Here is a 23,215-nt window from a genome sequence, read left to right as displayed (position 1 = left end):
TTAAATAAAAGATTTAATATATAAAGGTTCTATTTGTTCCACATCAGTAGCTTCCTCAAACAAATGCTTTAGTTTTAAATAACTAGATACATAATCCAAATCTAGATAATCTTTTTTAATAACAAACTTTTGAAAATTCTCTATAAAATCTTCTAGAATCTCTAAAGGTATTAATTGGTCTTGGATTATGCAAATTCCATTATCATAAATTCCGATATAAACTTTTCCTCCTTTAGCATCTAAAATGCTAACCACTGAATCCAAACCAGCTTGAAAAAAAAGTGATGATATCAGATATACCTTAAAAGAGTTGTTTATTGTTTTTAAAGTTTTCGCAATTGTAACTGCAACCCTAACTCCAGTGTAACTACCAGGACCTTTAGTTAAATAAATATTGGTTATATCTTTAAGATTTAGTCCATTTTTTTGTAGAATTTTTTGTAATTCTTCTAAAGCTATATCACTTATTTTATTTTGGTTTTGTAGATATAAGGAATCGACAATCTTATTTTCTTGTTCTAAAATAAGTATCAAAGTATTGTTACTTGTATCCATAAATAAATTCATTTAAATCTCTCTTATTCTATGATGAATTCTCTTGTTGTCTCATCAATGATACTAATGTTTATTATTATAATCTTGAAGTTTTTTTTGAAGTCATAATTCATATTTTCACTTCACTCAATAACATTTAGTGAGTCATAAAAATAGTCGGTGTACATATCTATTTCCTCACCTTTGCTCATTCTATAAGCATCAACATGATTTATGTGTAAATCATTACGTCCTATAAATTGATTCATTATCACAAAAGTTGGTGAGGTTACTACATCAGTAACACCCATTTCTTTTAAAAGTAATTTCGTAAATGTTGTTTTACCTGCACCCATTGGTCCGTTCAATAAAATGCAAGTGTTTTTTGGTTCTCTTAAGTCTAATGCATCAAAAACCTTTTGCAATTCTGATAGTGAGCTAACCTTCATATATCTAATCTCAACTTCCTATCTCATATATATGATATAATTTTTTTTGTAGGAGTGGCAATATTATGGTTAAAGATATTTTAATAATTGGTTGTGGACCAACGGGCCTTTATGCTTGGAAAATGGCAGTAGACTTAGGTCTAACCGGTACTATCGTAGAAGCCAAATCTACTTATGGTGGGCAAGTAATGTCAATGTATCCTGAAAAATACATCTATAATTTCCCAGCAATTCCTAAGATAATTGGAAAAGATGCTATGCATAGTATGTTCGATGCAGTAAATAAAGACATCTCTAAAATCGATCTATTATTTAACAAGAGTGTTAAGCAAATCAGAGCAATACAACCTTTAGAAGAAGTTCAACTTTACGAAAACTGATTTGAAGTGGAATTTGACGATAAGTCTAAAGAAGTATATAAAAGAATATTAATATCTGATGGTATTGGTACATTCAAACCAATCCCGTTATGTGAAAAAGAATATGAAAATATCTTTTATAATGTTAACGACTTAAGACTATTAAAAGATAAAAAAATTATTGTTTTTGGTGGTGGAGACTCAGCTGTGGACTGAGCTAACGAACTTGTAGAAATAGCTTCTTCAGTTACAATAATACATAGAAGAGATGAATTTAGAGCGAAGCCAGGTAATTTAGAAAAGGCAATCTCATCAGGCGTTAAAATATTGAAGTCTTATGAATTTGTGAATATAACAAAAGAAGAAAATAACAAAGCATTATCAATAGAAGTTAAAAGAGTTGATGATCAAAATTCATTACATTTAGATTTTGACTATATAATAGTTCAATTCGGTCAATCTATTCAAAAAGACATACATAAAAATTTAGAAATCGAGATAAATAGAGTAAATAAATTTTTAGTAAATTATAATATGGAAACCTCAGTTAAGGGAATTTATGCTGCTGGGGATTGTTGTTGATATGAAACAAAGATTAGAAACCTTTTAAGTGGTTTTTATGAAGCAATGCATTCTGTTTTTAATATTGAAAAGACGGTACATCAAAGAAAAATTCTTAATAACGGTTGATAGGTTATTTTGAAATTTCATGATTATCTGTTAAATTGAGAGACTAAAATACTTATTACTTTTTATGAAATTGTTTACGAGAGTAAATAATGTTTTAAGAGGAAATGATACAACTAACAAAGAAATTTTAAACAGGCTTTATCTTGTGAAATAGGAGATTACTGTTTCTTTACAAAAAAGAAAAAACGCACTTTAAATGGCGTTTTTTTTATTTAACAATAAGACTTTTTTGAGTCATTTCTTTTGGAACTTCTTCTCCTAAAATTTCCAATATTGTTGGAGCAACATCAGCAATTGCAGGATCTTGTTGTCTCAATTTATAAGATTTATTAGTAATGATGATTGGTACCGGTTGGCTTGTATGTTTCTTATTAGGACCACCTTCTGCATCAATCATAACCTCAGCATTTCCGTGATCAGCTGTTATTATCATAGTGAAATTGTGTGCTTTTGCAGCCTCATAAACTCTTTTCAATTGTTCATCCAAGGTTTTAACACCCTTAATAGCTGCTTCTAAATCGCCAGTGTGTCCTACCATATCACAGTTTGCATAGTTAAGAACGATCAAATCGAACTCATCTTTGTTAATTTCTTCAATTAATTTATCAGTGATTTCTACAGCCGACATTTCTGGTTTAAGGTCATAAGTTGCTACTTTTGGAGACGGTATTAAATCTATTGATGCTCCTTGAAGCGTGATTTCGTCTTGGTTAGCTAATCCATTTTTAAAGTAGTCTTTTCCACCGTCAAAAAAGAATGTAACGTGTGCGATTTTTTCAGTCTCTGCTATTCTTAATTGGCGATAACCTTTTTTACTTAGTCATTCACCAAGGCCATTAATAACTTCGATTGATTTAAAAGCAATATTATTGCTCAATACTGATGCAGAATATTCCATCATACATACGAAATGGATTTTATCACCTAAAAATGTAAGATTAGAGAAGTTTTCATCTTTTCAAGAATCATAATTTTTATTTGTAAATGCACTTGCTAATTGAATAGCTCTATCTGGTCTAAAGTTTGTGAAAATAACAGAGTCATTTTCTTTTATAAAACCATTTGGTGCGTCAGTATTATAAGCTGGTAGAATTGCTTCATCATCTTTCCCAAGTGAATATTGTTCTTCGATATACTTTACCGGGTTTGTAAAACTATTTTTTGAAGTTCTATTTACCATCGCACTATATGCTTCGGCGGTTCTTTCCATTCTTTTATCCCTATCCATAGAATAAAATCTTCCTGATATTGAACCGACCTGTCCAACTTTATATTTATCAAATAAAGTAAATAAATTTTTAAGATAATTAATTGCTACTGTGGGTTTGGTATCTCTACCATCTGTGAATAAATGAACGTATATTTCTTTAAGTCCAGCTTTAGCAGCGGCTTCAAATGTTGCAAACATATGTAACATATGAGAGTGAACACCACCATCAGAGAATAAACCCATAATGTGTAACGCGCTATTATAATTTTTACAGTTTTCTATTGCTTTTACAATTTCCTCATTATTTTCAAACTCATTATTTTTTATAGCCTTATTGATAAGAGAAAGTGATTCATATTTAATTCTCCCTGCACCTAAGTGTATGTGTCCAACTTCAGAGTTTCCCATTTGACCTTCTGGTAGACCCACTCATTCGCCACTTGCGTGAGCTGATACTCAAGGATACTCTTTTTTTAAAGATTCTACGAATTCCATATTTGCTTCGTAAACAGCATTACCTTTATTTTGTTCGGCTAATCCTCATCCATCTAGGATTGCAAGAATAACAGGATTTTTTGTTTTCATAATTAATTGTCTCCTAAAACATAATTTTTTAATTCTTTTGCTACTGAACCTTCTAAATGCGTAAATTTAGAAACAACCTTAGCATGTTTTTTTACTTCATCGTTAGCATTGGCTGGAGCTATAGATAGACCCGCGTACTCAAGCATTGGTATGTCATTAGCACCGTCACCCATTGCTAAAATTTCGTCAATCTCAATCGCATAGTAATTTTTTAAAAACTCCACCGCATATTTTTTATTGATACCCTTAAGAGTAACTTCACCACCAAGTGATTCTGGATGTCAAGCTACTTCTAAACCAAGGTTTCTTAGTTCCTCGACAAAGCTAGGTACAACATTGAATATAAGTAATTTGTAGCAATTAGTAGCTATATCTTCGTTAAAAACCATAAGATTTCCTTCAAAAAAATTTGTTTCAAAAAATAATCCTTTTGACAGCTCTATTGGTTTAGAAACAAAACACTTAGACATATCTGTTGAATAAGCTCATATTTCTTGATCAGCAAACTTTCCGCTTGATATTAAATCAAAAGCTTTTTTTACAATATCCTTAGGTATTGGGTTTGCATCAACTACCTTGTCATTTTTTAAATCGTATATCAAAGCACCATTAAACCCAGCAACAAGCGCTTCTTGTTTATCAAAATCATAAATTTCAAATTTGTTTACTTTTGCTAATACAGGTCTACCAGTTACAAAAACTACTTTAACACCTTTTCTAATAACATTATTTATAACATCAACATTTGGTTCAATGTAATTGCCTAGGTTTGCATATGTTGTTCCATCCATATCGAGAGCTACTAACTTAAATTTACCCATAAACTATTTCAAAAGTCCTAGATAAGAGTCTTCAACAAGTGAAGCACCACCAACAAGTGCACCGTCAATATCTTCTTGGGCTAATATTTCCTTAATATTTTCTGGTTTTACACTTCCACCGTATTGAATTAGAACTTCATTCGCAACCTCTTCATTATAAATATTTTTTATAATTTGTCTTATTTCTTTACATACACTTTGAGCAATTTCTGGTGTTGCAACTTTTCCTGTACCAATTGCTCAAATTGGTTCATAAGCAATTACAACTTTTTTAGCTTGCTCAGCTGTAACGTCTTTCAAGTTTTTTTCAATTTGTGATTTAACCCACTCAATAGTTTTACCACTTTCGTAAGTTTCAAGACTTTCACCACAACATAATATTGGAGTCAAATTTGAATCTAACAAGGCTTTTACTTTTGAATTAATAAGCTCATCTGTTTCTCCAAATATGTCTCTTCTTTCTGAGTGACCGATAACAACGTAGTCCACGTTTATATCTTTCAACATTGGAATTGATATTTCTCCAGTGAATGCACCTTCTTTTTCGAAATAGCAATTTTGTGCTGCTATAACTAAGTTTTTTGAGCTTTTTTTAATATCTGCTAGCATTATTGCTGGTGCAGCAATCCCTGCTATTAAGTTTTCTTTAATTGTTAATTTTGATTCTATATTTTGTATAAATTTTACCGCTTCTGAATTGGTCTTAAACATTTTTCAGTTACCTATAATAATTTGTTTTCTCATATATTTACTCCTACTATCCAATTTAAATTTTAACATTTTGCGAATATAAAAAAAAATAAAAACTATAAAAAATAATGTCCACAGACATTATTTTAAAATTATTAATAATGTTAAAAAATTATTACTTACTTAATAAACTGGCAGAGTCCTCATCCAATAACAAGGTTACATTGGGGTGTTGTTGTAAAATTGAACAAGGTCATTCAGTGGTAACAGGTCCTTCAACTAGATGTTTTACTGCGTTTGCTTTACTTGAACCTGTAGCAATTAATAAAATTTCCTTAGCCTTCATGATAGTCTTTAGACCCATTGATATTGCTTGAGTTGGAACTTCCTCAATATTTTCAAAGAATCTTGAGTTAGCTTCTATAGTTGATCTTTGCAAATCAACTACCGAGGTTATTGAATCAAAACTTGTACCAGGTTCATTAAAACCGATATGACCATTTATTCCTAATCCTAAAATTTGTAAATCTATTCCGCCTGCTTCTTGTATTTTTTGGTCATAAGTTGCTGCTTCTGAATTAGAATTTATTAATCCAGACGGAACATGTGTTTGTTCCATTTTTATATTTACGTGTTTGAATAAGTTCTCATTCATGAAGTATCTATATGATTGTTCGTGATCTGAGCTTAGCCCTTTATATTCATCTAGGTTAAAAGTTGTAATATTCGACCAATCTATATTGTCCTTTTTAGTTCTTTCAACTAGATACTTGTATGTAGACAAAGGTGAACTTCCTGTAGCTAACCCAAGTATTGCATCTGGTTTCTTTGTAATTTTTGTAATGATAATATCTCCAGCTGTTTTGCCGATCTCCTCGGTTGTTTTTAATATTAATTGTTTCATAAGTTCTCCTTTAATTTATTCGTGCAAGAAATGAATTCCAATAATCAAAATACTCATATAGATTTTGTATTTTTTGAATATTAAGACCCAAATCTGGAATCATTCTTTGTAATAGCACGTATGTTAATAATCTATTTTTACCTCTAAATAAATAGCTTTTCTCCTTAGTTTTTATTATAGTTCCATAACTTTTAGGTATAACATCAACAATATCTTTGTATGAAATATCAAACACAAAAACTTGTTTATTAGATGTCAAATAAACTTTTTTATTTGAGAAATATACATCAAACTTGCCGATCATCTTCAGTTTTTTTTCCGAAGTTTCTTCAAAGAGGTGGTGCACATTAACACTAGTTTGAAGTAGATTGATTTTTTCTTTTTTTTCTAAATCAAACTTCACAGGCACTAATTTTAATGGTCTTCATGAGTTAAAGATTAGCTCGTCTAATTCATCTAAAAATCGTTCTTCTTTTGAACTTAATGTAAGATCTAGTTTTTTGATATTTCTCTTGACTTGATTTACGAAATGCTCAGATAATTCGAAATTCTTATTAACTCACCTCCACAAAACTCAGTACTTGAATTGAGCAAATGTAGTTTTATCATTGATTTTTTTTGAAATTCTTTTAACATAAAATTTTGATTTTCTTGAAATATTATCCTCGTCTAAATACTTTATTCATTTAACTCGCTTAAAAAAATAATCTACATCCATGTTTGCTCGCAAAAACATAATTACACTCCTCTTATAAAACTATTTTACAATAAAAAAAATCTCAAAAAATTTTTTAATGGAAATATTTTTAAAAATAGTCTCTATAATGAAAAAAGAATTCATAAATAAACTTTTTTTATTAAACTTCTATATTTGTATTATTATAACCTTGTAAATTGGAGGAATATAAATGAAAACTATCGTTATTGGAACAAATCATGCAGGTACCACTGCAGTAAGAACATTACGAAGATTAGACAAAAATATGGAAATAACAACTTATGACAGAAATGATAACATATCTTTCTTAGGATGTGGTATTGCTTTGTGAGTTAAAGGTGAGGTTAAAGATCCCGCGGGATTATTTTACGCATCACCAGAGATATTAAAAGAAGAAAATATTAACATTAAGATGGAACATGAATGAGTTTCTCTAGACTCAAATAAAAAAGTAGTTAGAGTTAAAAATCTTAAAACAGGTGAAGAATTTGATGATAATTATGACAAATTAGTAATAGCAACTGGAACTTGACCAGTTTTCCCACCAATAGAAGGGATAACTTTGGAAGGTGTACAAATTTGCAAAAACTATCATCATGCGCAAGCAATAAAAGCTGCAAATAATGATCCAAAGATTAAAAAGGTTGCAGTTATTGGTGCTGGATACATAGGTGTTGAGTTGGTGGATGCTTTTGTGGCAGCTGGTAAAGAAGTGAGTTTAGTGGATATCGAAAACAGAATTATGCCTGTATATTATGACAGCGAATTTACTGAAAATATCGAAAGTGAAATGAGAAATCAAGGTGTAAATTTAGCACTAAATCAAAAGGTTGTAAAGTTTGTCGGTACAAATGGTAAAGTGAATAAAGTGATCACTGATAAAGGTGAAATAGAAGTTGATTATGTTGTATTTTCAGTTGGTGTTAAACCACAAACAGATCTATTAAAAAACACTCTAGAGCTTGATGCAAAAGGAGCAATTATTACAAACGAGTTTATGCAAACTTCTGTAAAAGACATTTATGCTGTTGGTGATTGTGCGCAAGTATATAACATTTCTATGAATAAGAATAGTCAAATAGCATTAGCTACAACAGCTGTTAGAACTGGTATTATGGCAGCAGTAAATATAGTTAATGGTGATTCATTAACAGGTCTAGGTTTCACAGGCGCTAATGGTATCGAAGTATTTGGATGAAAAATGGCTGCTGTTGGTCTATCAATAAATGCAGCTAATAAACTTGGATTTGATGTTGAAGAAAAACTTTTCAAAGACTCAGATAGACCAGAGTTCATGTCTTCATATAAAGAAGTAATAATTAAAATAGTTTGAGATAAAAAATCAAGAAAAATCGTTGGTGCTCAAGTTGCATCGCAAAATAATCACACTGAGGTAATGTATATGTTTGCTTTAGCAATACAAAAAGGATTAACTATTGATGAATTACCACTTGTTGATATATTCTTCTTACCTCACTTCAATAAACCTTACAACTTTGTAACTCTTGCAGGGTTAGAAGTACTAGGTTTAAACTATTTTAAAAAATAAGTTCAATCAAGTCATATAAAAACTCCTTTCAAGGAGTTTTTTTTGTATCGATTTAGTTATAAATCTATATAAATAACAAAAGTATTTTTTGTCCTTTATTTTGACAAAAAAAATGAACATGACACTTTTATAGTACGACAAAAAAATAGACAATATGCTTGAAAGGAGTCGATATAATGGACGAAATTATAAAAGATTTAAATAAGAAAGAAACCAATAATAAGTTCTCGCTTTTTTTAAAGAATAACTTTAACAAAAGAATCGCAATGCGAAGAGTACAAAAGTTTGGTGGATGACTCAGCTCGATGATCATGCCAATAATTGGGTTGATGATAGCATGAGGATTATTAACTGCCTTTTTCATAGAAAAAGGATGGACACCAGTTGCAATAATAGAAGAATATATTGTTGGCAACGTAATAAACTATTTGATACCAGTCTTGATTGGATTCAATGCGGGTAGAATAGTTCACAAAGATCGTGGTGGTTTTATAGCGGCATTTGTTGTTTTCGCTGTAGTGCTTGGGAATAAATATAATCCAGGTTTTGCAGAAAACTCAACACCCTCACCACAATTCCTATCAGCAATGATTGTTGGACCTGTTTCAGCCGGTATCCTTCTGGGAATAGACAAACTGCTAGATGGAAAAGTTAAACAAGGTTTCGAAATGCTTGTAAATAACTTTGTAATGGGATTTTTAGCATTCGGGTTAGGTATAGGAGCCTTTTATGGGATGCCTTATGTATTTAATTCAATCACATGAGCGCTTGGAGAATTAGTAAGACTATTGATAAATAACAAATTAATTTTTCTAAGTGCTTTGATTGTAGAGCCAGCTAAAATATTTTTCCTAAACAATGCAATTAACCATGGGGTATTCACAGCGCTTTCACAAGACTTATATAGACAATACGGAAAATCAATATTGTACTTATTGGAGGCTAATCCAGGACCAGGTCTAGGAGCCTTATTAACAATTATTATATTTGATAAAAAACAAAGAGGAAATGCAACCGGAGCTTCAGTAATACATTTCTTTGGTGGTGTGCATGAAGTATACTTCCCATTCATCCTAATGAAAATTGAAATGTTAATAGCTTTAATAGCAGGTGGACTTGTTGGTGATGCAATATTCCAAATATTTGATGCAGGATTAATCGCGCCCGCTTCACCAGGTTCAATAATAGCTATTTCTATATTTATAGCTTCTGGTGCTATGAATTATGTTGGAGTATTTCTGGGAGTATTTGCAGCATGTGCAACTACCCTTTTAGTTGGGTCATTAATTCATATTATTATGAGACGTAAATACAAAAGTAAAGAACTTTCTTATGAAGAAGCAGTTAATAAAGTTAATGATCTTAAAGGTAAAGAAAGTAAATATCTAAAACCCAACAGTGAACATGGGGTCAGTTTACCAAATATCGAAGATGTTAAAACTATCATATTCGCCTGTGAAGCAGGTATGGGTTCAAGTGCAATGGGTGCTTCTGTTTTGAGAAAAAAACTTAAGGAAAATAAAATAGGAGTTGAAGTAATTAATCTACCTGTAAAAGAACTTCCAAGTGATGCAATGTTTGTAATTACACAAGAACAGTTAACAGACTTCGCTAAACAAAAAGCGCCAAACGCTATACATAAAAGTATCACTAACTTTTTAGATAAAAACTTTTATGATAAAATCATCCTAGATTTTAATAAAAAAATAGAGATGACAGATGAAAAAAGAAAGACAATTTAGAATTTTAAATATACTAATAAATTATAAAAACGTAGAAAAAGAAATGTTGATTAGTTATTTTGATATTAGCCAAAAAACTCTAAATAGAGATTTTGAAGAAATCAACATTTTTTTAAAGGGCTTAGGAGATTTCATTATTTTAGATAATGATAACAACATTGAGTTCAAAGGAAATACGGAAAACATTCTTCAAAAGTTGCAGCTAGATGATAATTTTTTAATGAAAGAAGAAAGATTATTATATATTTTCTTAATCTTACTGAGAGATAAAAAAACTACAAAATTACAACTAGCAGACGATCTAGATATTTCTTTAAATATCATTGAAGATGATATTGATGAGTTAAGAAATATTTGTAATAAACAAAAAATAAATTTAACAATTAGCAAACAAGGATTGAATATTGCAGATGTCACTGAAGAAAATGAGATTGAAGCTGTTGTAGAACTTACAACTAAATGTTTGTTATTTAAAAAAGTTTACTCGATTTTGAAATTAAACAAAATAGAAAAACTTTTTTCTAGTTACATTTATACAACACTAAAGAAAAAATATAAAATTGATATTTATAATAAGATATTTCATTGAATAATTGAGTACACAGCAAACCACATTAATATATCTAACTTAAATGCTATTTTGCTATCGATCAAAATTACGTACTGATTAAATCATTCAAAGAACTCTATACTATTAGAAAAACTTAAAGACTCAGCTTATTATAACGAGTTCATTGATAATATTGGTGGGTTATATTGTAGTGATGATATTAATCACTTTTTAAGTAAAAAGATCTCAATAGATAAAAATAAAAATAGTGTTATCGAATTTGTAAACAATCTGGATAAAGGATTATTCAAGCTATTCAATGAAAAATTATGTCTAGATAACAATATAAAAGAAAGAATTGTAAATCACTTGGCATCAAATATTTATATTCAGAATGTGGATGAGTTTGTTATCAAAGAATACTCAAGAAGTTTACAACCATACAAAATGAAGTTTGTTGAACTATGAGAAGAAATTGAAAAAAATTTAGCTTTATACTTTAGAGATCTAAAATCATTTGAGGTTCTTGCATATGAAATATTTATACATGTGCTTGTATGGTTTGATACATACATATATAATGAAAAACTAAAGCTCTTAACTATCTGTATTGGGGGGTTTGGTCAGAGTGTTATGATTAAAAACCACTTAAAATCAATTTACCGAAATGCAGATGTTGAGAATTTACCTTACTCATCGGTTAATAAAAAACTTCTAATGAAATACGATTTAGTTATTTCTTCAATTGACTTAAGTGAATACAAATTACCAAACATTTTAGCTATGCCAATTATTTTAATTCTAAGTAAGAAAAATGACATACATAAAATAATAAGTGAAAAAATATATAGAAATTTAATAGGTGAGAAAATGGAGACACAAATTTTAAAAGCAGAAAATATATTAATAAAGCAAAAAGCAAAAAGCAAAATTGATGCCATAAAACAATGTGGTAATTTACTTATAGAACAAGGTTATATTACAGAGGACTATGTGAACTCAATGATAGAAAGAGAAAAAAAGTTCTCCGTGTACATTGGTAACTATTTAGCCATTCCTCATGGAATAAACGATGATGGAGTAATAAAAGATGGAATAGTTATTGTCCATTACGATGAACCAGTAGATTATGATTCAAATCCTGTGCACTTTTTTATAGGAATAGCAGCTAAATCTAACAATCATGTAGATATATTATCAAATATTGCTGAAAAGATGATGGATATTGACTTTGTCGAGGATTTAATCAAAAATCCTTCAAAAGATAGAATACTAAAGGAGTTCAACTTTTAATGAAAATTTTACATTATGGTGCTGGTAATATTGGTCGTGGTTTCATTGCTCCGATATTATTAAATAGTGGTTTTGTAACGGAATTTTATTTCATCGACAACAATAAAGAACTTATAAACAAACTTAAAAACAGCAAAGAGTATAAAATAAAATATTTAGATGAAAGCAATAAAGTTGATACCGTTAAAGGTTATAAAGCATTGTTATCTAATGAACTAGAGAGCAATTTGAGCTTAGAAACCATTGATGTGATAACAACCTCAATTGGCTCAGGAAATTTAAAGCATATCATAAGTCAAGTTATAAGTATAATAGAGGCTAAACAAAAATCAAACACACCATTAATTATAATGTGTTGTGAGAATGGTGAAAAAGTATCTTCATTCTTCAAAAATCAAATCGAGGAGCATCACGTTATAAATAATGATTTAATAAAATTTGTAGATGTTATGGTGGACAGGATCGTTCCAAATGAAGTATCTGATGACTTGAGTATCAAAGTTGAACCTTATTATTCTTGAGTAGCGAATGAAGATGCTTGACCAGAACAAACTAATAAATTTGAAACAATAACATATACAAATAACATTGATGCAGAGATTTGTAAAAAAGTATGAATGCTAAATGGAGCTCATGCAGCTTTAGCTTGAAAGGAATGAACACTTACAAAGTTCGAGAAGAAATACATAAACATAACATTAAACCACGGTAAGGACCACACTCTTCTTTCTTTTTTACAAGATTATTTAAAGGAAATATCTGAAATAGTTTCAGTTGAATTTAATTATGACAAAGAAAAACTAGAGGATTTTAGAGAAACCATTATCAAGAGATTCACCAATAATTATATTAAAGATGATTTTGAGAGAGTTGCTAGAAACACTATTAAAAAGTTGCAATTAGATGAAAGAATAATGAAACCTTTTTTAATAGCTAAAAAAAATGATATAAGCTTTGTGAAGTTGAAAGAAACAATTAAGAATGCTTTTTCATATAACAATACTAATGATGAGGATGGAACTATTATTCAAAGTTTGTTACAAGAGAACAAATCTTTAGATTACATAATAAAAAAATTAGTAGAAAATATAGATGACTCAATAATCCAATTGATAACAAACTAATTATGTTTCGCCTAATCTGAAATAAAAAAATGTAGAGTAATCTACATTTTTTTAATTATTTTAAACCAGTTATACGATCGTTTTCAACATCAATACTTTTTGAATTTGGTTCTTTATTTAAACCAGGCATGCTCATTATTGCATTTGTAAAAACTAAAATAAATTTGGCTCCACTATTTATTCTAACGTTTTTGATTTTCAATAAATAATTTTTGTCTTTGGTTTCATTACCGTCAATTGCACTGTGAGACTTAACCATACAAAGCGGCAAGTTTCTATATTTTGAGTTCTCTATTTTTTCAATTTCTTTTTTTGCCTCATCTGTAAATGAAAAATCTTTCAAGAAATAAAAGTTTTCAGTTATTTTACTAATTTTGTTTTCTATTTTATCCATTGGGTTTATTAACTTTCTAAAAGTAAAGTTTGTGTTGGAAATCTCTACAACTTTTTTAGCAAGTTTTTCGGCACCTTTGGGACCCTTAACATATGCTTCATTTATTTCTCAAGCATAATTTTTCTCATCCAACCATTTTTTTAAATATGTTAATTGATTTTCATCATCGCCCTCTATAAAGTTTATAGCCACTAAAAAATTTAAATCATAGTTCTTTATGTGTGAGATGTGTTTTTCTAAATGATCAAAATTGTTTTCAAAATCATTATGCAAATTCAATGCTCTTAAAGTAACTACCATAACTACACAATCAGGAATAAAACTATTTTGTTCGTTTACAACATTCATAAACTTTTCAAAACCTAAGTCGCTCCCAAATCCTGATTCCACTATAGCAAACTCCCCTAACTTTAAGGCAAGATCTGTTGAAATAACTGAGTTTGTCCCAGTGGCGATATTTGCAAAAGGTCCACAGTGTACAAAAGTTGGTGAGTTATGTTTTGTTAAAACAAAGTTTGGTTTTATCGCATCCTTCAAAAGAGCCATCAATGAACCTGTAATTCCCAATCTTTCTAATAAAACTTCTTCTCCGTTTAAATCATAGGCCACTATACTTTCGTTAAGTCTGCATCTCAAATCTTCCTCGTTTTTAGATAAAGACAAAATAGTCATCATATTACTTGCTGCAGTAATCGTAAACTCTTCTTTTCTTGATAAGGTTTTTGATATTTGTAAGTCAACTTTTCTCAAAGCTCTATCATTTAAGTCTAAACATCTTTTTCAAATTATATTTTCTGGGTCGATATTCAATTTATTTCCTCAATATAATTCGGAATCAATAGAAGCAGATATTAAATTATTTGCAGCTGTTATTGCATGAATATCTCCTGTAAAATGAATATTAATTTTATCCATGGGTATAACTTCACTTTCACCGCCTCCAGTTGCAGTACCTTTTCTACCAAAGACAGGACCTAAGCTTGGTTCTCTTAAAGCTAAAATTGCTTTCTTTCCGATGTAGTTAAGTCCATCAGTTAAACCAATTGCAGTTGTTGTTTTACCTTCTCCCGCTGGGGTTGGATTTATCGAAGTCATTAATACTAATTTTGCTTTTCTTTCCAAGGAAATAAAATTTTTAAAATTAACTTTTGCAATTTCATTTCCGTAGAGTTCGTACTCGTCTTCTTTCAAGTTAAGTGTTTTTAAAACTTCAGTTATTTTATTCATTTAAACCTCTTTTTATTTTTTTTAAAAAATAAATTTCTACTATTAAAAAATATCCAAATATCAATGTAAGGGTAACCAAACACATAATTCTATTAATTATTATATACTTGTAACTGTTTGTAAGAAAATAAAAATTCATAATACTCAAAACAAAAAAATACCCACAAATAAATAATGCTAAACAATCAAACGTCACAAGTAACTTAAACGCTTTTTTGTTTTTCTTCACTTCAAATCTTTTAATTATAAAGTATACTGTTGCAACTATAAAAACGGCTGAGACCAATGTTGTAGCTATTCCTGTCACATCTATGAAATCTGATAACATACTTAAATTTACCATACTAGTTCTCCAAACTTTTTGTAATACCTTTTACTGCTAGGATTAAAATTCGCAAACTCGTATCCTCTGTTTTTGATTTCCTTTATCAAATCGTTCAAAAATAGTTTTGCATAATGTGTTGAATGCATAATAAATATTTCACCAGGTTTTAGGTTGTCTAGATATCTTTTAATAATTTTATCATGACCGTGCTTTTCATAATCTCAGTCTCCACTTAGGTAGCCACCTGTAAAATAAGTTCTCTTTGTTGTTTCTAAAACTTTTTTCAAACCATTATAAAATTGAAGATAAGGCATTCTCATTGGAATTTCATAGTTTTGGTCTAACTCAAAGTTTTCTCAAATTAAATTGTCAGTTTCTAATATTTCATCTATTAGTTTTTGTTTATTGTTTTGATATTTAGAATGCGAATATGAATGATTACCTACGGACATATCTGACTCTTTTATTTTCTTAAATAATTCTTTTTCACTATTTTCATCAGCATATTTTTTTATATTACTTCCGGTAAAAAAGAAAGTACCTGTTGCGCCATTAGATTCCAATATATCAATGATCTCTTTATCATTAACTTTGTTTGGTCCGTCATCGAAAGTTAACATAACCACTTTCTCTTTAGTTGCTATCCTATTTATTACGTATGAGTTTTTGTCATTAATCGAATTGTAAACTAATGTTCCAAATAAGAATAAAAGCGTTAATATCATAAAACTATAAACGAAATATTTCAAAATTTTCATTTTATTCTCCTTAATTACTTCTTAATTAAAACATAGATAAGAAACTATTAAAACATTATTGTATTTTTTTTATTATAATATGTATTGGAAAGCAAAGAGTCAGGAATTAAATATGGATAACAAAATAATTGATGGTAAACAACTATCATTGGAACTTTTAAGTAATTTGAAGAGAAAAATTAAAAAATGTTGTTTACAAAGACCCCCAGTTTTAGTGATTGTTCAAGTCGGAAATAATTTAGCAAGTAACAAATACATAAAAAATAAATTAAAGGCTTGCGAAACTGTGGGAATTATAGGGCGACACCTTAGATTAGAAGAAAATATAAACCAAGAATATTTGAGTAAAAAAATAAGCATTTTGAACGATGATGATGAAGTTGATGGGATTATTGTGCAACTACCACTACCCAATCATATTGATGGAAGCAAAATAAACAATTTAATTTTACCAACTAAGGATGCTGATGGTTTTACTCCAAATAGCATGGGAAGTCTAATTTTAAATAATACCAATATATTTCCTGCAACACCATCAGGAATATTGAAGTTACTAAAATGGAAAAAAGTTAACTTGGTAGGTTCTAATGTTGTAATAATTGGAAGAAGCAACATTGTGGGTAAACCTTTAGCAAATATACTTATAAACGAATCTGCAACTGTAACGATTTGTAATACAAAGACTAAAAATCTTAGCGAAATATGCTCAAAAGCAGATATATTAGTAAGTGCCGCAGGTTCCCCTGGTTTGGTAACAAAAGATTTTGTAAAAAAAGATAGCATTGTTATAGATGTAGGTGCAAATTTTGTTCAAGGTAAATATTGTGGAGATGTAAATTTCGATGATGTTATAAGCAAGGTTGGTTTAATCACACCTGTTCCTGGTGGAGTTGGTCCGATGACAATAGTTTGTTTACTTGAAAATGTAGTGAACTTATACTTGAATAAACTAAAATAATTAATATATATAACAAAACCCCTTATAAAGCAATAAGGGGTTTTGTTTTTGTGTTATTTTTTTTAGATTTTATTTATAATTTTGTGTTCCTCATTCATAACTTTTGTTTTGTTTTTGTGCCTGATGGCAACATTAACAATCATAGAAATCAATGTCATTGAGAATACAACTCCTAATATTAAGATAAACTTAAATATTGTTGGACTCAAGAATACCATTGTTATTAAAAATAAAATATTTACTAACAGGGAAAAAAACGCATTACCAAGAACATGATCTATAATCATAGCCATTTTAAATTCATCTTTACTCACTAATGTTTTATAATAACTTGCTTTTGTTCTTTCTATAAGAATATAACCTGCACCAAAAAGAAACTGTACAGCAATTAAAAGAGAATAATAAAGAGTATTTGGATTATTAAAACCTAGAAACTTATAGGCTAATATATAAGCAAAAAGAGACATAAACCCAAAAACTATTAATAACATTCCAATCATGTTGAGTTGACTCTGATGTTTTTCTTTTAAGCTGACTTGTCGAAGTATTGCTTGAGCAATAAACTTAGAAAGAAAACCTAATACAAGATAGATATATATATCACTCTCATTGAAAGAGTAATATAATTCTTTGTTTTCTAATCGTACAAAAAAGAATAAACATAATGCAATTTCAAGAAACTTAATAATACCTACAAATAAGTTTTGAGAGAATATAGATATAAAGAATATCTTATTAGATTTTAAAGATTTAAATTGGCTTTTATCTACATCCAGAACATTACCTTTATCCATTATGTTTTTATTTGTAAATAATAAAATTATTATAATTACTGCCAACATACCTAGAAACATAACATTAAAAGTATTTTTCGCATATTCGTTTATTATGAATGGTATAGGAATAGTCCAAAAAATTGTAAGGCTTGTAATTTTATTTGTAATATGGACGTTACCGTTTCTTAAATCATGGCTTTTAATCATTTCTATATTAATTGGCACAAATCCTGCGATGAATATTCCAAAAAGAATTAATCCTAAAAAAAGCAAAATATGGGCCACGATATTATTGCTAAAAGAGAAAGCTAGAGTAGTAACAACTGTTGCAATTAATAATCCAAAACTATTAAATTGTAACAAATTCTTGTTACCGACTTTTTTCTTAAGTTTCATTCAATTCGGTGTGATTATTAACATCAACACCGGCACAATTAAGATCGCTGCTAAATAATGTATATTAAATGAAACTACAATTTTATAAGGTATGAACGCTAAAAAGTTCACCATTAACATTAATGAAACTATTAAAGATAGCATTTGAATTATATAGTATTTTTTATCATCATAATATTTCATGTTTATTATATTCCCCTTATCTTCTGTGTACTGCTTAAAATTCTTATTAAATAAGAAATCATTTTTACCAAGTAATTTGTTGAATAGCTTTTCTACTTTCTTGAGAAAAATAATCGGTAAAAAACAATAAAGTGCAAACATTACATGTATGTGAACAACACGTGCCAAGTAAATTGCCATACCAATTTTTCAATCTGTTATTGCCGCCCAAAAAAACAAAATATAGAAATCATTAAATGTTGAAAAAACCAAAAAAGCAATATAAATTATTATCCTATATTTAAAACTTTGTTTTCTTATTACTAACATTACAAGTCAAACGGTAATATTAGTTGCTAAATATGCTAGACCTTCAATGATGGTTGGTTTTATAAAAAACATCAAAAAGCTTATTGCCAAACTTATTGTTAGAGATGATTCTCAAGTAAAAACCAAACAACAAAGTACAACTACAAATAAACCGAAATCTAAGCCAGGAACTCAAACAAAAAAAATATTTAAACAAACACTTAAGGCACTAATTAGTGAAATTACACAAATTTTAATAATAGCTTGTGTTTTTTTAGTTTGTGAATTCATAAGTTCTCCTTTCTTTAATAAATTAAAAAAAGGCTCTTGGAGTTAAAATCATTCATACTTTTGTAAATAAAATGCATAATCATTATCCCCTAACTCTAATTAATTATATAGATATATAGCGCATTTAGGTACTCCAATTAAAAAACAAGAGCTATTACCCTTGTGAATCTTATTATTTAATTATTTTAGACATTTCATTCAAGGGTCTTCTTATCTTTTCAAACGCGTGATGGTTTTCTTTTGATTTATCAACTTTACCAAGAAACGCACCCAAGACCAATCTTTCTTTAGAGAGATCAATTAAACCATTTTTTTCCAGTACAGCCTCAGCTTTTTTTGGATCAAACCCTTCTGAAGGACAAATGTCAAGATTTAGTTCTTGCACTGTATTTAATAATACACCAAGACTTAAATACACTTGTCTTGCCGCTCACTCACCAACATCTAAACTGTGTGTTTTTAAAACTAAATCCAAACCACTTTTACGATAGGTTTTTATGTGTTCAAAACCATCTGGTATATTTCTGTTGTTTTGTTCATCAATTCATTTATTGATTATAACTTCGTTAGTAGGAATGTATCATAACAACAGAGCTGAAGATTTATTTACTCCTATTTGATTTCATCATGTCTCAAATAATTCATCTCTAATCTCTTTATTTTCTAGGTAAATTACCCTAAAAGGTTCCATTCCAAAAGAAGTTGGGGCCATTCTAATTGATTCTAATATTTCATTAATTTCTGTGTCTGATAAATTATAATTTTCTATGAACTTTTTAGCTGATCTTCTTTTTGATACAAATTCTAAACTTTTTGTCATAACAATCTCCTATAATTTAAACTTAAATAATATTAATAAATTTATACCTGGTTAGGTACTTATAAAGTATAACTTTTTTAGTTATGTATTACTCGATTTTAAAATTAAACTTGCCATTTTCATCATCAAATACAACTCCATCGCCATTTATAGCTAACCTGTTATTATAAAGTTGAATTTCAACCTCAGAATGTGGTTGCTCAAAATAATCACAATTTTTGTATTTCTCCGATAATTTATGAACTCTTTGATTTTTACTTCCTATAAGTCTTCTTTTTCTATCTAAAAGTTTCATAATGAATGGCCCATCAATCAAAATATCTATTTTCGAGAGAATATCTTGGTGTTCCTCTAAAAGTTTCTCGTATATATAACCAGTGAAACATATTACAGTTAAATCTTTGTTGTAACAAAAGTCTACTATTTCTTTTAGACCGTCGGGTTGTAAGAAGGGTTCACCTCCGATTAAGGTTACTCCTTCTATATTAAATTTTTCTTTGGCTTCAACAATTTTTTCAAAAATATAACTTGTAGGCATGAAAAACTTTGGTTCTAATGGTAAAAGTTCTTGATTGGAACAACCATTACACCCAATGTTACATCCTTGAAATCATAATACAAATCTTGTTCCTGGTCCCTCAATATCACTGTTCATTAAAAATTTGCCTACATTAATATTCGCCATAAAATTGGAAACCTAATTTATTGGTAGTATCAATTGTTCTTATTTTACTTCCCGGTTTCATTGAAGGTAAATTCTCAAAAATAAACTCTGAGAGAGGGTCGACAAGGTTTGATTCTAAAGAGTTAACCACATCACGCCCACCTCTTCTTTCATCTGCATCTTTTAACAAAATTGATAATATTGTTGGATTTGAAAGATCTATGTGAAGCTCCACTTTGTATTTTTCATATATAGCCATCTGAAGTGGTCTAATTTTTTGTTTTATAATTGTCGCTTTCATTGAAACATCTTTAATAAAGTTGAATGGAACGATGTTATTTCCAAATCTCCCTAATAACTCGGGTCTATTTAATTCGTTTGTGAAATGATTGTGTACTTTTTTGATGAAGTCTTTAAATATTTCCTCTTTGTTTTGATTCGGTGATACGTCTGCTGCACCTATATTTGATGTAAATATTATAAAAGTTTCACTAAAACTTATAGTTTGTCCAGTGTTATCTGTAAGTCTACCATCCTCAAGGATTTGTAAAAACTTATCAAAAATTTTAGGACTAGCTTTTTCAATCTCATCAAATAAAACTACACTAAAAGGTTTTTCTTTAACAGCATTTGTTAGCTGTCCACCACCTTCAAACCCAACATATCCAGGGGGCGCTCCTATCAACTTTTGATCAGCGTTATCTTGTCCATACTCAGACATATCAAATCTAATTAAGTTAGCTTCATCATTAAATAAAAACTTTGTTATTGCTTTCGCTAACTCAGTCTTACCCGTACCTGTTGGACCCACAAAAAATAGTGTCCCTTTAGGTTTTGAACGACTAGCAGAGTAAGTTATTCCAGTTAAACCCGTGAAAGCTTTGTAAATAACTCTGGTAACTTTTTCAATTGCGTCATCTTGTCCTATAACTCGTTTGCTCAACTCACTTTTGATAGATAACATTTTCTCATAATTCAATTCTTCCCAAGGAGATACCTTGTCACCATATTTATATATGTTCATCATATTAGCAAATGTTAGAGTTTTTCTGAAATTGCAAGTAAACTTTACAAAGTGAGACAACTCTTTGATTGTTCATCCTTCTGTAGCATCTACTATATTTTCAAACTCTTCATTGACATCAATTAATGATATTCTAACTTTTACAGTACTTAAAAACTGTTTGCGTTCTTCTCTACTAGGCTTTGGTAAAGTACTTATTAAAATTTCTGGATTGTCTAAATAAAAACTTGGCGGAAGTTGATTAATTTTTTTTGTGATAAATATAACACAACTTGTTAACTCATCTATTCTTGATATAACAAACTTAAACTCTTTTAAAGTTTTAGAGAACTCCGTTAGGACAAATCGGTCTTCGATATCCATTGATTGTTCATTAAAAACAAAGTTAGTGTAGTCGGCAATGAAACCGATTGTTTTATCATCTTCCCTATTTAAGTTTTTATTCAACACTTTAAAAAAATCGATTGGCTTTCTCACTTCTGAAGAACTATTATCTGTTTGTTTATTGTTTTCAAAAAGTTCTTCAAACTCATTATAACTTGTATTGGAAGCCGCTTTCTTATCTTCATTTGTCAATATCAATGAGCTCATTTTGCTTCCTCTTAGACCAGAGTTTGTGTCATAAATGAATATGTCAGAGAAATTTTTCTCATTGAATACTGTTTTTAAGTACTCATGAACATTTACATATCTACCTTCCAACTCATAAATATCGTCAACATTTCCCTCTAATATGATGACTTTTTTTATCCCTATAATATTTTTTAATTGTTCCAACTGTTTTTTAACACTCATATTTACACCTACTTACTTGAATTGTACTTCTTTTTATGAAGTTTTTTTACATCTGCCACATATTTTGGCTCTCTGTATACTTTTTTATAAGCCTCACTTGAGGACAAACCAAACTCTTTCAACTTTTTCATAAAGTCATTTGCGTCTTCATCATGATCGTGATTTTCAAAGCCTTCATAGTTATATATGAAGCTTCCATCCAATCTTACTGCAAAGTCAGCAGTTTCACCAGATGGTTTTTCCCCATGAATGAAGATAACATTTTTTTCTTTTTTATTAATGATATTCTCGGGATTGACTACGTATCCTATGCTTCTTATTGCATTAACTATTTTTATTACGTTGTCTCTTCTTACTAACTCACTCTCTGTACTCTTGGATGCGCTCATAAAATAACTTTTAACGTTTTTGAATAAGTTTTGTTCATTCGTAACTTCTTTAAAATTTGAAACTTCATCTTTAAGATAATCTTCCATACCTTCTTCATCTTTAATATATTTAATAGAACTTTTCACGACATCATTAATAATGTACTCTAGTTTTTGTTTTTGATTAAAAATATAGTTTTTAGCTTCCTCTATAACATCGTTTTTAGGTAAATTTATCAATCTAACTTCGTTATCTATTAGAAACTTTTTTACAAGTATCTTATCATCTGTCGATACTTGGCTTTGAATAATTCCTTGTACAAGTTCTTGAAAACTCGCATAACTCTTATTTATAAGGGCATTGGAAATAAACTTTTGTTCTGTATTGACAATATCTTTTTTATAAATGAAAATTTTAGTTTTTAAATCTGCAATAGTTTCTCTTTTTCTTTCTAAATAATTATTAATTTTATTATATTGTTCTATTGCTATGTGTTCGTCTTTTTGAACTTCCTTAGCCATTTCATCTGCAATGCTCATATCTAAAAGTTCTTTTTCTACTTCCTTATATAGTTTATTAATCTCTTCTTGATGAAAATTTGAGGCGTCAATCATTTTGCACTTCTCTATTTCTTCTTTTATGTAACTTAGTAAAAGTTTTAAATCTTTTTTAATTAACTCAAAATGTTTTTTACAATTAAGTAATACTTGTTGTGCTGACATACTCATA

Annotated in this window: 21 protein-coding genes; 6 read left to right on the top strand and 15 right to left on the bottom strand. The window is 29.1% G+C overall.

What is annotated here, in order from left to right; all coding sequences use genetic code 4:
* Nucleotides 1–567 (bottom strand): tRNA (adenosine(37)-N6)-threonylcarbamoyltransferase complex dimerization subunit type 1 TsaB, encoded by a 567-nt coding sequence (gene tsaB, locus AAHM92_RS00840; protein ID WP_023788930.1) that lies wholly within the window; start codon nucleotides 565–567, stop codon nucleotides 1–3.
* An 11-nt stretch (nucleotides 568–578) separates the two neighbouring features.
* A complete protein-coding gene (gene tsaE, locus AAHM92_RS00835; RefSeq protein ID WP_500222602.1) occupies nucleotides 579–983 on the bottom strand; it encodes a tRNA (adenosine(37)-N6)-threonylcarbamoyltransferase complex ATPase subunit type 1 TsaE in 405 nt (134 codons plus the stop codon).
* Between the two features lie 65 nt (nucleotides 984–1,048).
* Between tsaE and AAHM92_RS00830 the strand changes: the two genes are divergently transcribed.
* Nucleotides 1,049–2,035, top strand: coding sequence for an NAD(P)/FAD-dependent oxidoreductase (locus tag AAHM92_RS00830; protein WP_500222600.1), 987 nt, complete (start codon nucleotides 1,049–1,051; stop codon nucleotides 2,033–2,035).
* A gap of 205 nt (nucleotides 2,036–2,240) precedes the next feature.
* On the opposite strand, the gene gpmI is transcribed toward AAHM92_RS00830, so the two are convergent.
* The 5 genes from gpmI to AAHM92_RS00805 all read right to left on the bottom strand — a co-directional run bounded on the left by gpmI (nucleotide 2,241) and on the right by AAHM92_RS00805 (nucleotide 6,978).
* On the bottom strand, nucleotides 2,241–3,827 hold the full coding sequence (gene gpmI, locus AAHM92_RS00825) for a 2,3-bisphosphoglycerate-independent phosphoglycerate mutase (RefSeq protein ID WP_500222598.1): 1,587 nt from the start codon (nucleotides 3,825–3,827) through the stop codon (nucleotides 2,241–2,243).
* 2 nt (nucleotides 3,828–3,829) lie between these two features.
* Nucleotides 3,830–4,648, bottom strand: coding sequence for an HAD-IIB family hydrolase (locus AAHM92_RS00820; protein ID WP_500222597.1), 819 nt, complete (start codon nucleotides 4,646–4,648; stop codon nucleotides 3,830–3,832).
* Nucleotides 4,649–4,651: 3 nt separating this feature from the next.
* Complete coding sequence (tpiA, locus tag AAHM92_RS00815; RefSeq protein ID WP_500222596.1) at nucleotides 4,652–5,392, bottom strand: triose-phosphate isomerase; 741 nt, start codon at nucleotides 5,390–5,392, stop codon at nucleotides 4,652–4,654.
* A 121-nt stretch (nucleotides 5,393–5,513) separates the two neighbouring features.
* Nucleotides 5,514–6,242, bottom strand: coding sequence for a glucosamine-6-phosphate deaminase (gene nagB, locus AAHM92_RS00810; RefSeq protein WP_500222594.1), 729 nt, complete (start codon nucleotides 6,240–6,242; stop codon nucleotides 5,514–5,516).
* A 10-nt stretch (nucleotides 6,243–6,252) separates the two neighbouring features.
* Nucleotides 6,253–6,978: a hypothetical protein gene (locus tag AAHM92_RS00805; RefSeq protein ID WP_500222592.1), complete on the bottom strand. Its 726-nt coding sequence runs from the start codon at nucleotides 6,976–6,978 to the stop codon at nucleotides 6,253–6,255.
* 172 nt (nucleotides 6,979–7,150) lie between these two features.
* Here AAHM92_RS00805 and AAHM92_RS00800 point away from each other — a divergent pair, with 172 nt between their 5' ends.
* From AAHM92_RS00800 to AAHM92_RS00785, 4 genes are all read left to right on the top strand, one after another.
* Complete coding sequence (locus AAHM92_RS00800) at nucleotides 7,151–8,509, top strand: FAD-dependent oxidoreductase (RefSeq protein WP_500222591.1); 1,359 nt, start codon at nucleotides 7,151–7,153, stop codon at nucleotides 8,507–8,509.
* Between the two features lie 176 nt (nucleotides 8,510–8,685).
* Nucleotides 8,686–10,251 carry a PTS sugar transporter subunit IIBC family protein gene (locus AAHM92_RS00795; protein WP_500222589.1) on the top strand — a complete coding sequence of 522 codons (1,566 nt, stop codon included), beginning with the start codon at nucleotides 8,686–8,688 and terminating at the stop codon, nucleotides 10,249–10,251.
* Nucleotides 10,229–12,094, top strand: coding sequence for a PTS sugar transporter subunit IIA (locus AAHM92_RS00790; protein ID WP_500222587.1), 1,866 nt, complete (start codon nucleotides 10,229–10,231; stop codon nucleotides 12,092–12,094). The genes AAHM92_RS00795 and AAHM92_RS00790 overlap by 23 nt, the downstream gene beginning before the upstream one ends.
* Complete coding sequence (locus tag AAHM92_RS00785; protein WP_500222586.1) at nucleotides 12,094–13,218, top strand: mannitol dehydrogenase family protein; 1,125 nt, start codon at nucleotides 12,094–12,096, stop codon at nucleotides 13,216–13,218. Before AAHM92_RS00790 ends, AAHM92_RS00785 begins: the two co-directional genes overlap by 1 nt.
* Before the next feature lie 55 nt (nucleotides 13,219–13,273).
* Here the strand turns inward: AAHM92_RS00785 and AAHM92_RS00780 are convergent, their stop codons facing one another.
* Genes AAHM92_RS00780 through AAHM92_RS00770 form a run of 3 tightly spaced genes read right to left on the bottom strand, consistent with a single transcriptional unit; the run spans nucleotide 13,274 to nucleotide 15,922 of the window.
* Nucleotides 13,274–14,839, bottom strand: coding sequence for a formate--tetrahydrofolate ligase (locus AAHM92_RS00780; protein WP_500222584.1), 1,566 nt, complete (start codon nucleotides 14,837–14,839; stop codon nucleotides 13,274–13,276).
* Entirely contained in the window at nucleotides 14,832–15,182 is a 351-nt protein-coding gene (locus tag AAHM92_RS00775; protein ID WP_500222582.1) for a hypothetical protein, read from the bottom strand. Before AAHM92_RS00775 ends, AAHM92_RS00780 begins: the two co-directional genes overlap by 8 nt.
* The gene (locus AAHM92_RS00770; RefSeq protein ID WP_500222581.1) at nucleotides 15,176–15,922 is read right to left on the bottom strand and encodes a polysaccharide deacetylase family protein; all 747 of its coding nucleotides are present in this window, start codon (nucleotides 15,920–15,922) and stop codon (nucleotides 15,176–15,178) included. Before AAHM92_RS00770 ends, AAHM92_RS00775 begins: the two co-directional genes overlap by 7 nt.
* A gap of 112 nt (nucleotides 15,923–16,034) precedes the next feature.
* On the opposite strand from AAHM92_RS00770, the gene AAHM92_RS00765 reads away from it, so the two are divergent.
* The gene (locus tag AAHM92_RS00765) at nucleotides 16,035–16,880 is read left to right on the top strand and encodes a bifunctional 5,10-methylenetetrahydrofolate dehydrogenase/5,10-methenyltetrahydrofolate cyclohydrolase (RefSeq protein ID WP_500222579.1); all 846 of its coding nucleotides are present in this window, start codon (nucleotides 16,035–16,037) and stop codon (nucleotides 16,878–16,880) included.
* A gap of 62 nt (nucleotides 16,881–16,942) precedes the next feature.
* Here AAHM92_RS00765 and AAHM92_RS00760 read toward each other — a convergent pair whose 3' ends face one another.
* The 5 genes from AAHM92_RS00760 to AAHM92_RS00740 form a co-directional block, all read right to left on the bottom strand.
* Nucleotides 16,943–18,814 (bottom strand): hypothetical protein, encoded by a 1,872-nt coding sequence (locus tag AAHM92_RS00760; RefSeq protein WP_500222578.1) that lies wholly within the window; start codon nucleotides 18,812–18,814, stop codon nucleotides 16,943–16,945.
* A gap of 172 nt (nucleotides 18,815–18,986) precedes the next feature.
* The gene (locus AAHM92_RS00755) at nucleotides 18,987–19,634 is read right to left on the bottom strand and encodes a nitroreductase family protein (RefSeq protein ID WP_500222576.1); all 648 of its coding nucleotides are present in this window, start codon (nucleotides 19,632–19,634) and stop codon (nucleotides 18,987–18,989) included.
* An 88-nt stretch (nucleotides 19,635–19,722) separates the two neighbouring features.
* Nucleotides 19,723–20,319, bottom strand: coding sequence for a 4Fe-4S single cluster domain-containing protein (locus AAHM92_RS00750; protein WP_023788912.1), 597 nt, complete (start codon nucleotides 20,317–20,319; stop codon nucleotides 19,723–19,725).
* Nucleotides 20,306–22,117, bottom strand: a complete 1,812-nt coding sequence (locus AAHM92_RS00745; RefSeq protein ID WP_500222575.1) for an AAA family ATPase — start codon at nucleotides 22,115–22,117, stop codon at nucleotides 20,306–20,308. The genes AAHM92_RS00750 and AAHM92_RS00745 overlap by 14 nt, the downstream gene beginning before the upstream one ends.
* A gap of 8 nt (nucleotides 22,118–22,125) precedes the next feature.
* Nucleotides 22,126–23,214, bottom strand: coding sequence for a hypothetical protein (locus tag AAHM92_RS00740; protein ID WP_500222573.1), 1,089 nt, complete (start codon nucleotides 23,212–23,214; stop codon nucleotides 22,126–22,128).
* Between the last annotated feature and the right edge of the window lies 1 nt (nucleotide 23,215).

The organism is Spiroplasma endosymbiont of Melanargia galathea, assembly GCF_964031075.1.
Classification (GTDB): Bacteria; Bacillota_I; Bacilli_A; order Mycoplasmatales; family Mycoplasmataceae; genus Spiroplasma_A; species Spiroplasma_A apis.
Note: the sequence above shows the minus strand (reverse complement) of the source record. Positions and strands in the feature narration are given on the sequence as shown.